The sequence below is a fragment of the Dactylosporangium sp. NPDC049525 genome (genome assembly GCF_040676755.1).
Classification (GTDB): Bacteria; Actinomycetota; Actinomycetes; order Mycobacteriales; family Micromonosporaceae; genus Dactylosporangium.
Map to the genome: position 1 here is coordinate 125,130 of NZ_JBFAPO010000027.1, position 11,574 is coordinate 136,703.

An 11,574-nucleotide genomic window follows, 5' to 3' on the forward strand; every position below is an offset into this window, starting at 1 on the left:
ATGACTGTTCACGCCGACACCGTGCCCGTGCTCTCCGAGGGGGCGCAGGGGCCGCCGCCGACGCTGCTGATCGACCTGGCGACCGGCCTGTGGCGGTCGCAGACGCTGACCGCGGCGATCGAGACCGGCATGTTCGAGACCCTCGCCGACGGCGGGGCCACCGCCGCCGAGCTGGCCGATCGGCTCGGCATCGGCGCGCGGCCGGCGGAGATCCTGTTGACCGCGTGCACCGCGCTGGGGTTGCTGGAGCAGCGCGCCGGCCGCTACCACAACGCCGCCGTCGCCGACCGGTACCTGGTGCCGGGGCGGCCCGACTACTTCGCCGACTACGTGCAGATGGTGGCCAAGTACACCGCGCCCGGCTGGCTGCGCGCGACCGAGGCGGTGCGCACCGACGCGCCGACCAAGCCGGTGCCCGACCCGGACCGCAACATGTTCGAGGAGGGCAACCGGCCGGAGTCCTTCTGGGACGGGCTTTTCACGTTCTCCACCCTCACCGCCCGCCGGATGGCCGGTGCGGTGGACCTGTCCGGCACGCGCCGCGTCCTGGACGTCGGCGGCGGGGCGGGCGCCACACTCATCGAGCTGTGCCGGCAGTACCCGGGCCTCAACGGCACCGTGCTGGACCTGCCGCACGTGTGCGGCCTCGCGCAGCAGCGCATCGACGCCGCCGGCATGTCGCAGCGCATCGGCACCTCGCCGGCGGACTTCTTCAACGACCCGCTGCCGTCCGGGCACGACGCGGTGCTGCTGTCGATGATCCTGCACGACTGGGACGAGGCACAGAACCGCAAGATCATCGCCGGGTGCCTGGACGCGCTGCCGTCCGGCGGCACCCTGCTGATCAGTGAGCTGCTGGTGGACGACGACAAGTCCGGCCCGGTGGACGCGGCGCTCATGAGCATGAACATGCTGGTCGGCTGCTGGGGCCGCAACTACACGGCGGCCGAGTACGGCGACTGGCTGCGCGACGCCGGCTGCGTCCGGGTCCGCACGGTCCGGTTCGACGCGCCCGGCGCGAACGGCGTGGTGATCGGGGAGAAGGCATGACTGACGGCGAACTGCTTCCGGAACAGAAACGCTGGTTCCTGCGGGAGCCCTCGTCCGACGCGCGGATGCTGCTGCTGTGCATGCCGTACTCCGGCTGCGGCGCGTCCATGTACCGGCCCTGGCCGGCCGGCATCGGCACCGCCGAGGTGGTCCCGCTGCAGCTGCCCGGGCGCGAGAACCGGATCCGCGAGCCGCACTTCGGCACCTACCAGGATCTGGTCAAGGCGATGCTGGACGACGTCGGAGACCTCATCACGGCCCGCCCGTATGCGGTGTTCGGGCACTGCGGCGGCGCGCTGCCGGCGTTCGAGCTGGTGATCCAGGCCAGCGAACGCGGGCTGCCGGGACCGCGGGAGATCTTCATGTCGAGTCAGGTGGCGCCGCAGGACGGCCCGTGGGGCCGCTTCCTCGGCCTGGACGAGGCCGGGCTGCGGGCCGAGATCGCCGGGCTGCTGACCGCGATGGGCGCCGCCGCGCGGGCCGAGGAGCTCGTCGACCTGTTCATCGACGTGATGGAGGACGACGTGGAGGCCAACCGGGTGTACTGGCGCCCGGCCGGCACCGTGCCCGGCCGGATCACCGCGATCGGCTGGAGCGACGACGTCGAGGTGCCGCACCACCTGATGACCGGCTGGCCGCTGTGGGCGCCGACCGAGAAGGAGATCCTGACCGGCACCCACTACACCTTCCTGGAGGCACCGCCGGACCTGCTCGAACTGCTGGAGCGAAAGCTCGGCTGAGCGGCCCGCACGCGTACCCCCGACGGACCCCGGCACGTTCCAGGTGCCGGGGTCTTCCTCATGGTGTCGACTGTGGAGTATCTACCGGTTCAAATGGCCGATGCTGTGAAGTCTGTATAGTCTGTAATGAATCGCACGCTGACTGGGAGGACCGTGGCATGCCTCAACAGAGCGAGTTGCTTCGTCGACTGCGCCAGCTCCCCGGGGAGCGCCGGGACGAATTGCTGGCCCGGCTGGAGGGCGTCTCCTCGGGGATCCGATCGGCCCCGCTGTCGTTCCGGCAGGAGCAGCTGTGGCTGTTCGACCGGTTCGCCCCCAGCAGCCGGGCGTACGGGCTCGGGTTCGCCTTCCCGATCGACGGCCCCCTCGACACCGACGCGCTCCGCGCGGCGCTGACCGACCTGCTGCAGCGGCACACGGTGCTGCGCTCGACGTTCCCCGACGACGACACGCAGGGCACCCAGCACGTCCAACCGGCACCGTCGGAGCTGCGGCTGGACGTGGAGGACGTCCCCGACGGCAAGCTGCGCGCCCGCGCCGACGAGGTCGTGCAGGACGAGCTGCGCCGCGGCCTGGACCTCAACTCCGGTCCGATGGCCCGGTTCCGGCTGCTGCGGGCCGCCCCCGAGCAGCACCTGCTGGTGCTCACCAGCCACTACATCGTGCTGGACCCGCGCTCGGCCCGGGTGCTGCAGCGCGACCTGGCCGTCGCGTACCGCGCCCGGGTCGCCGGCGGCGCGCCGCAGTGGGAGCAGGAGCCGGTCGACTTCGGCGCCTACGCGAGCTGGCAGCGCGAGTGGTGCGAGCAGGAAGGCGTCCGCGACGCGAGCGAATACTGGCGCGGCGCCCTGGCCGGTTGGGAGGGCACCGAGCTGCCCGCCGACGGCCCCCGGCCCCGGCTGCTCGACCTGAGCAGCGACGTGGTCCGCGTGCCGCTGCCGGCCGAGCTGCTCACCGCCACCGAATCGGTCGCCGGCCACGAGCGCGGCGACGTCCTGCTCGCCGCGTTCCTGGTCGTCGTCGCCCGGCACACCGCCCGCAGCGACCTCACCGTCGGGCTGCCGACCGACGTCGCCGGCCCGCACGACACCGACCGGCTCGTCGGCGACGTCGGCAACCTCGTGCCGCTGCGGATCGAGCTGGACGAGGCCGACACCTTCGCCGCCGTGGTGGCCGAGGTGCGCGCCGCGAGGCAGGCCGGCGCCGAGCACGCCACCCTGCCGTTCAAGCTGATCCTCGACGCGCTCGGGGTCGAGCCGGACGCCGGGCGGCTGCCCCTGGTGCAGATCGGCTTCGCCGACACCGGCGCGCCGCCGGCCCCGGTCGAGGCGGACGGCGTGCGGATCGGCTGCGAGCAGGTCGACGCCGGTGCCGGGACCTTCGAGCTGGCCCTGGAGGTCAGCGGCGGCGAGCGGCCCACCGTGGCCGTGCGGTTCGCGACCTCGCTCTACGGCCGCGCCACCGCCACCCGCCTGTTGGAGCGTTTCCTGCAGACCCTCGGCGTGCTCTGCGCGCAGCCCGAGCGCCCGCTGGGCGACGCGCCGCTGGGCACCCGGCAGGAACGCGCGGACGTGCTGGAGCGCTGGAACGCGCCGATCGGCGCGCCGGCCGACACGACGCTGCACGAACTGTTCGCCGGCGTCGTCGCCGCCGACCCCGAGCACACCGCGCTCGCCTGGCAGGGCGGCAGCCTCAGCTACCGCACCCTGGACAACTGGTCCTGCCGGATCGCCGACCAGCTCGTCGCCGCCGGCGTCGGCCTCGGCGATCTGGTGCCCGTGGTGATGGAGCGCGGGCCGGCGCTGATCGCCGCCGCGCTCGGCGTGCAGCGGGCCGGCGGCGCCTATGTGCCGCTGGACATCAGCCAGCCCGACGAGCGGCTGGCGATGATCCTCGAGGACACCCAGGCCGGCACCGTCGTGGTCTCCCCCGGCACCGCCGGCCGGGTGCCGGAGCCGCTGCGGCTGGTCGTCGGCACCGACCCGGTGCACGTGACCGAGGACGACGAGGAGGCCTGCCACCGGTGCGCCCCGGCCGTCGTGCCGCCCGCCTCCGCCGCGTACGTCATCTACACCTCCGGCTCCACCGGCCGCCCGAAGGGTGTCATCGTCGAGCACCGCAACGCGGCCAACTTCGTGCGCACCGTGCGGGACATGTTCGACCTCACCCCGGACGACCGGGTGCTGCACTTCGCCTCGCCAGGCTTCGACGTGTCGGTGTTCGAGATCTTCGGCTCGCTGCTCAACGGTTGTTCGCTGTACGTGATGAACGAGGACCAGCGACGCTCGATCGACGTGCTCGACGCCGTGCTGCGCGAGGAGCACATCACCGTCGTGGACCTGCCGCCGGCCATCATGGAGCTGCTCACCCCGGACAACTACCCCGACCTGCGCATCGCGTTCGTCGGCGGCGAGGCGTTCACCGGTGAGCTGACCACCCGCTGGGCCCGCGGCCGCGGGTTCTGGAACGGCTACGGCCCGACCGAGACCACCGTCACCGTCGTGGCCAAGAAGTGCGAGGGCGAATGGGCGTCCTCACCGCCGATCGGCCGCGCCATGGCCAACCACCGCGCGTACGTCGTCGACGGCGCCGGCGCCGGGGTCCTGCCGGCCGGCGCGATCGGTGAGCTGGCCATCGCCGGGCTCGGCGTGGCCCGCGGCTACCTGGGCCGCCCCGACCTGACCGCCGAACGGTTCCGCCCCGACCCGGACGGCCCGCCCGGCTCCCGCCGGTACCTCACCGGCGACCTCGCCGTCTGGGACGACGCCGGGGACCTGGTCTTCGTCGGCCGCGCCGACCGCCAGGTGAAGGTCCGCGGCGTGCGGATCGAGCTCGGCGAGGTGGAGGCCGCGCTGCAGGCGGTCGACGGCGTCGCCCAGGCCGTGGCCGAGGTCGCCACCGACCCGCGCACCGGCGCCCTGCTGATGGCCTACGTGGTGCCCGAGCGCGCCGGTGAGCTGCAGCTGGACACGGTCCGGTCCGCGGTCGCCGGCCGGCTGCCGTCGGCCATGGTCCCGTCGGTGCTCGTGCCCCTGGATGCGGTACCGCTCACCCCCAGCGGCAAGATCGACCGCCGGAAGCTGCCGGCGGTGGAGTTCGCCGCCGTGGACGAGCTCACCGAGGCCGACGAGGAGAACAGCACACCCACCGAGCGCACCATGCGCGAGGAGGTGTTCGCCCCGCTGCTGGGCGCCCGCATCGGCAACGACGTGAACTTCTTCGCCGCCGGCGGCACCAGCCTGCAGGCCATCCAGCTGTCCTCGCGGGTGAACGCCGTGTTCGGGGTCGCGGTGCCGATCGCCGAGTTCTTCGCCACGCCGACGGTGTCCGGCCTCTCTGCACTGGTCGACGCGGCCAGCTCGACCCAGGGCTCGCAGCGCGACGCCCTCGCCGAGGCACTGGAACTGGTCGAGGGCCGCAGCGACGAGGAGATCGCCGAGCTCGCCGCCTCGCTGGACGCTCGATGAGCGGCTCGGAGCGCAGCGCAGAGACCGCGAATCAGGATCGCAGTGTTGGCTCAGGCCGACGCCGGAGCGCAGCGGAGGCGGCGGAATGAGCGGGGTCGCTTTTGCCACGGATTCGCAGTGGGTCCGCAGGGTGCCGCGCGACGGGGCCCGGCTGCGGCTGATCTGCCTGCCGTTCGCCGGCGGCGGCGCGTCGGTCTACCAGGGCATGGCGGCCCTACTGCCGTCCTGGGTCGAGGTCCTCGCCGTGCAGCCGCCCGGGCACGAGGACCGGTCGCGGGAGGACCCGCCGGCCAGCATCCCCGGGCTGGTCACCGCGTGCGCGATCGCGCTGCGGCCGTACACGACCATGCCCTACGCGCTGTACGGCCACTGCGCCGGCGCCCTGCTCGCCTACGAGATCGCCCACGAGATGGGCAACCGGTTCGGCACCTGGCCGCAGCGGCTGATCGTCGGCGAGCAGCCCGCCCCGCAGGCCCCGCCGCCGGCCGCACCGCTGCACCAGCTGTCCGACGACCAGCTGCTCGCGGCGGTCCGCGACCGCGGCGGGCTGCCCGAGGCGGTCGCCGGCAACGCGCAGCTGCTGGAGTTCCTGCTGCCGGTGCTGCGCAGCCAGTTCACGCTCTGGGAGAACTACCGGCACCGGCCCCGCCCGCCGCTGCCGGTCCCGATCACCACGGTCCGCGGCACCACCGGCTCGGTCGACGAGGCCGCCATGGCCGGCTGGGACGAGCAGACCAGCGCCGGGCGCACCGGCGTGACCGTCGAGGGCGGCCACTACTTCATCGTCGGCCTGACCGCGGCGGCGGCCCGGGAAATCGGCGGGCAGCTGCCCACCGGGCCATCGGCCACCAAGGACAGCGCCATGGACGGAAGGACACCCCCGTGAGCACGACCGCTGCCGCCCGGATCCCCTCAGCAACCATCGCCCAGATCGCCGCCGGCGCGGCCGGTGTCCAGGACGCCGCCGCCGTCTACGACCGCAAGCTGCGCGCCCCGAGTTCACGCCGGACGTCCTCGACGGGCACCGGCAGCCTCCCCGACGGCGTCGAGATCCCCGGCGACCGGCCGGCGCTGGTCCGCGGGCCGGACCCGGTGCTGCCGCCGGACGCCGTCGCGACCCTGCCGGAGGCCCTCGCCCGGGCCGCGCGGATCGCCCCCGACCGCGGCACCACCTACCTGCTGCCCGACGGCCGCACCGACCGGCAGACCTACGCCGAGCTGTACGACGACGCCCGCCGCATGCTCGGCGGCCTGCGCCGGCACGACCTGACCCCGGGCGACGCGGTGCTGCTGCAGTGCGCCGACAGCCGCACCTTCGTCACCGCCTGGTGGGCCTGCGTCCTCGGCGGCTTCATGCCGACGGCGGTCGCGCCCGCACCGGAGTACAGCACCGACAACGCCGCCGTGCGCAAGCTCGCCTCCGCATGGGAGCTGCTGGGCCGGCCGCCGGTCATCGCCGACCCCGGACTGCTCGACGGCGTGCGGTCCCTCGCCGGGCGGCTGCCGGGCGGCGAGGCGCTGCGGGTGCTGGACGCCGGCACCCTGCCGGACCAGTCCCCCGCCGAGTGGACCGTCCCCGACCCGAAGGCGCTGATCGTCAACCTGCTCACCTCCGGCAGCACCGGCACCCCGAAGTGCGTCCAGCACCGCCACCACACGATCGTGGCCCGCACGTACGCCACGATCGCCGCGAACGGCTTCACCTCCGAGGAGGTGTCGCTCAACTGGATGCCCCTCGACCATGTCGGCGGCATGATCATGTTCAACCTGCGGGACGTGTTCCTCACCTGCGAGCACGTCAACGTGCGCACCGAGTCGGTGATCCGCCGGCCCCTGCTGTGGCTGGACTGCGTGGACCGGTTCAAGGCCACCTGTACGTGGGCGCCGAACTTCGCGTTCTCGCTCGTGTGCCAGCGCGCCGACGAGATCGCCGCCGGGTCCTGGGACCTGAGCAGCCTGACCAACATCTGCAACGCCGGCGAGGCCGTGGTCGCCCGCACCGCCCGCCGCTTCCTGGAACTGCTCGCCCCGCACCGCCTCCCGGCCGACGCCATGGTGCCGTGCTGGGGCATGTCGGAGACTTCCTCGGGCGTGACCTACACCCACATGCACCGCGACGACCCCGGCGCCGGCACGATCGCGCTGGTGCCCGCGTCGCTGGACGGCAACCTGCGGTCGCTGCCCGCCGGCACCCCGGGCGCGGTCGTCGTCACCGAGGTCGGCGCGCCGATCCCCGGCGTGGCGCTGCGCATCGTCGACCCCGCTGGGGCGGTGCTGCCCGAGGGCCGGGTCGGCCGGCTGCACATCTCCGGCACCACCGTGCAGAACGGCTACGCGCACAACGAGAAGGCCAACGCGGAGAGCTTCACCGCCGACGGCTGGTTCGACACCGGCGACCTCGGGTTCCTGCGCGACGGCCGGCTGTTCCTCACCGGCCGGCAGAAGAACATGGTCATCGTCAACGGTGCCAACTTCCCCGCACACGAGATCGAGGCCGTGGTGGAGCAGGTCACCGGGGTACGCCCGGCGTGCTCGGCGGTCGCCGGCGTGCCCGACGAGGACACCGGCACCGACGCCCTCGTGGTCTTCTTCGTGCCCGACACCGACGACGTGCCCGCGGTCGTCGACGCCATCCGCACGGCACTGTCGCGTGACCTGGCGCTGCGCCCGACGTACCTGGTGCCGGTGACGGAACAGGAGTTCCCCCGGCAGAACGGCGGGAAGGTGCAGCGGGAGCGGCTCCTGGAAGGCTGGCGCGGCGGCGTGTTCGACGACCGCTGCTACGGCGGCGAGGCCGACTCCCCCGCGTCGTCCTCTGGGTCGTCCTCCGCATCGGACACCGCCGTCTCCGACATCTCGGCGCTCGCCGTCGTGTGGGAGCCGGCGGGGACGCCGCTGCAGCCGCGACCCGCCGGACCGGTGGTCGCGTACGTCTGCGGGTCGCCGGCCGGCTGGCTGGACCGGGCCGTCGACGCCCAGGTCGCCGACCCCGCCCGGCTCGCCGAGGCGCTGTCCCCGGCGGTGGCCTCCGCGACCGTTGAGGTCTCGGTGCCGCAGGTGCTGTTCGTGGCCACCGGCGATCCGGCGTCCGCGCCGGCGGACGGCGACACCGGCGTGCTCACCCAGTTCCTCGCCGTGGCCGCCGCCCTGGCCCGGACCCGCCCCGACGCCGAGCTCACCGTCCTCACCCGGGGCGCCGCGCGGGCCGCCGACGGCGACCTGGTGGTCCCGGGCCGGGCAGGGCTGACGGCGCTGGTGCGCACCGCCGCGTCGGAGCGGCTGATCGCCCGCACCGCGCTGATCGACGCCCCGGCCGACGCCGGCGACGACGAGCTGGCGATGCTCGCCGGACTGCGCCACGACGGCGACGTGATCGCCGTGCGCGACGGGGCACCGCTGCAGCAGCGGCTGCGCACCGTGGTCCTGCCGGAGGCGTTCGACGTGCCCACGGAGGTCCTGCCGCGCGGCGGCACGGTCCTGCTCACCGGTGGCCTCGGTGGTCTCGGACGGACCGTTGCCGAGCATCTGGTCGCCGCGCACGGGGCCCGGCTGCTGATCGTCGGGCGGACCCCGGCGTCGGAACTCACCGGCGGGTCCCGGGAGGCCCTCGAGATCCTCGCCACCGTCGGCGAGGTCCGCTACCGCACCGCCGACGTCGCCGACCCCGACGCCCTCGCCCGCGAGGTGACCGAGGCCGAACGCGCCTGGGGCCGCGGCCTGGACCTGGTGCTGCACCTGGCCGGCGCGCCGGTCGCGCCGCAATGGGAGCGGCTGTCCGAGCACGAGCTGCGGGCCGAGTCCACCGACTGGCTGTCGCGGATGCTGCGGCCCAAGGCCGGCGGCTGCGCGGCCGTGGACCGCCTGCTGACCACCCGCCCGGACACCGCGGTCGTGCTGTTCTCGTCCGTCAACGGGCTGTTCGGCGGCACCGGCTTCGGCGCGTACGCGGCTGCCAACGCGGTCCTCGACGGCTGGGCGCAGCGCTGGGCCGCGGCCGGCCGGCGGGCGCAGAGCCTGGGCTGGAGCATGTGGGACGGGCCGGGCATGAACCAGGGCAGCCCCCTCGTGGCCGCCGCCCGGCACCGCGGGCTCGCCCTGATCGACCCGGCCCGCGGCACGGTGGCGCTCCTCGGCGCCCTGCACGCCGGCGCGGTCCACCTGCTCATCGGCGCGGACCCGGAGAACGAGCAGATCAAGCCGTTCCTGGCGGCGGACCAGCTGCGCGGCGGCACGATCGCCGTGGCGGTGGTGCCCGGACCCGGTGAGGACCCGCAGCGGGTCCGCTCCGCGGTCGCGGCGCGCCTCGCCGGTCAGGGGATCTTCGCCCGGGTGGCGGTGACGTCACGGATCGAACGGGACCGCAGCGGCACCCCCGACGCGGCGGCGGTCCTGGCCGCCATCGGCTCCGGCGGCGCCGGATACGCCGCACCCGAAGGGCACCTCGAGGAGCTCGTGGCCGACGCCGCGGCGGACATCCTCGCCGTCCCGCGGATCGGGCGGGAGGACTCGTTCTTCAGCCTGGGCTGTGACTCGGTGCGCGCGTTGCAGCTGGCCGAGGCGCTCAGCAAACGGCTCGGCGCGCCGGTCACCGTCGGTTCGCTCTACGAGTCGCCGACGGTGCGCGCGCTGGCGGCGACCATCGCCGCCCCAGTTTAGTCAATGGGGCTGCGGGTAACCGACCTCCAACCGGAAGGGGGCCAACATGACAATCGCCAGCGAGCTGAAGCAACTCGAAAAGGAAATGTGGCGCGCCAACCGCGAAGGTGACGGCAAGTTCTACGAACGGGTCGTACGAGATGATGCCCTGACCGTGAGTAAACACGGCGTCGCCGGTAAGGCGGACATCGTCCCGAACGTCACGAAGAACGAGAACCCGTTCCTCAAGACCGATCTGAGCCACCTGAAGGTCGTGCAGATCGGCGAGGACAGCGCGCTCGTCACGTACAAGGCGACGGTGACCGCGCTGATCGACGACGAGAAGCAGAAGTTCGAGGTGCTGGCCACCAGCGTCTACGCCCGCGAAGACGACGAGTGGCGCAGCGTGTTCCACCAGCAGACCGAGGTTTGACCGCGACGGTCGCCCGGCCCCGGTCCCCGCGAAGGCCGGGGGCGGGGCGGCGCGGCCTTTCCTTCGGCGTTCGACGATGCCACGATCGGTGCTGCACCGACCGTTGGAGGTTGCGCCGTGCGCCCAGTCCGTCTATTGCTCGCCTGCGCGATCCTGACCGGCCTGCTCACCGGATGCGATCGTGCGGAGCCGGCGCCCGCCACGTCCGCCGATGCCGTCGTGGAACGGACGCTGCAGGTCGACAACGGCGCCGAGCGACCCTTGCCCACCTTGCTCGTCCACCCGACGTCCGCCGGTCGATTCCCGGTCGTGCTGTTCAGCCATGGGTACACCAGGCGCCCGGAAGACTATCTGCGCCTGTTCCGCATCTGGGCGGCCGCTGGTTTCATCGTCGCCGCGCCGGCGTTTCCGCACTCGGCTCGCGGGTCGACGCGGCTCGACGACAAGGATATCGTCAACCAGCCCGCAGACACCGCGGCCGTCCTGACCGCCGTCCTTGCGCTTGACGGCACGCCCGGCGACGCGCTGTCCGGCCACATCGACCGCGGCGCCGTCGCCGCGGCGGGACACTCGCTGGGCGGCATGACGACCGTCGGCATGTTCACGAAGCACCGCGACGACCGGCTCAAGGCGGGCATCGTCCTCGCCGGCGGCCAGTGGCCGTTCGGCGTGAACTACACGGGCGCCCCGGCGCCGATGCTGTTCGTCCACGGCCGGCAGGACACCGTCGTCAAGTTCGAGGGCGGCACCGAGGCGTATGAGCCGCTCCCCTGGCCCAAGGCGCTGCTGGACCTGCCGAACGGCGACCACCTCGACCCGTACCTCGGACCGGACCGCGACTTCGACACGGTGGCCGCCGTGACGGCCGACTTCCTGCGCTGGTCGCTGCTGGGCGACCAGGCGGCACGGGCCAGGATGCCGGCCGACGCGGCCACCCGCGGCAAGCTGGAGGATCATCTGTAGCCGGTTTCTGTTATCCGGGGCGGGGTCGGATGGTCGCGATGCCGCTGCTTGACGCGGCGGCCGGTCGTCGGTGACAGTCAACGACCATGCGGGAGGCCCTGCCGGCTACCGGCACGAACGAAACGGACCTTGTGCTCGCGGCCCAGGCCGGGGACCGGCGGGCCATGGACGAGCTCGTCGCGGGCGGCCTGCCGCTGGCCTACACCATCGTGCGCCGCGCGCTGGACGGGCACCCCGACACCGACGACGTCGTGCAGGACACCATGCTGCGCGCCGTACGACAACT

7 protein-coding genes and 1 pseudogene are annotated in these 11,574 nt (G+C 73.5%); all 8 read left to right on the forward strand.

The window, feature by feature from the left end; all coding sequences use genetic code 11:
* Positions 1-1,050: a methyltransferase gene (locus tag AB0K00_RS32580; protein ID WP_363528210.1), complete on the forward strand. Its 1,050-nt coding sequence runs from the start codon at positions 1-3 to the stop codon at positions 1,048-1,050.
* Complete coding sequence (locus AB0K00_RS32585; protein WP_363528213.1) at positions 1,047-1,790, forward strand: thioesterase domain-containing protein; 744 nt, start codon at positions 1,047-1,049, stop codon at positions 1,788-1,790. The genes AB0K00_RS32580 and AB0K00_RS32585 overlap by 4 nt, the downstream gene beginning before the upstream one ends.
* Before the next feature lie 158 nt (positions 1,791-1,948).
* Positions 1,949-5,257 carry an amino acid adenylation domain-containing protein gene (locus tag AB0K00_RS32590; protein ID WP_363528216.1) on the forward strand — a complete coding sequence of 1,103 codons (3,309 nt, stop codon included), beginning with the start codon at positions 1,949-1,951 and terminating at the stop codon, positions 5,255-5,257.
* 85 nt (positions 5,258-5,342) lie between these two features.
* The gene (locus AB0K00_RS32595) at positions 5,343-6,143 is read left to right on the forward strand and encodes an alpha/beta fold hydrolase (RefSeq protein ID WP_363528219.1); all 801 of its coding nucleotides are present in this window, start codon (positions 5,343-5,345) and stop codon (positions 6,141-6,143) included.
* A complete protein-coding gene (locus AB0K00_RS32600; RefSeq protein WP_363528222.1) occupies positions 6,140-9,913 on the forward strand; it encodes an SDR family NAD(P)-dependent oxidoreductase in 3,774 nt (1,257 codons plus the stop codon). The genes AB0K00_RS32595 and AB0K00_RS32600 overlap by 4 nt, the downstream gene beginning before the upstream one ends.
* A 46-nt stretch (positions 9,914-9,959) precedes the next feature.
* Positions 9,960-10,325 (forward strand): nuclear transport factor 2 family protein, encoded by a 366-nt coding sequence (locus AB0K00_RS32605; protein WP_363528225.1) that lies wholly within the window; start codon positions 9,960-9,962, stop codon positions 10,323-10,325.
* Positions 10,326-10,442: 117 nt separating this feature from the next.
* Positions 10,443-11,288 (forward strand): chlorophyllase, encoded by an 846-nt coding sequence (locus tag AB0K00_RS32610; RefSeq protein ID WP_363528228.1) that lies wholly within the window; start codon positions 10,443-10,445, stop codon positions 11,286-11,288.
* A gap of 86 nt (positions 11,289-11,374) precedes the next feature.
* Positions 11,375-11,574 (forward strand): annotated as a pseudogene (locus tag AB0K00_RS32615) (alpha-L-arabinofuranosidase); the annotation flags it as partial.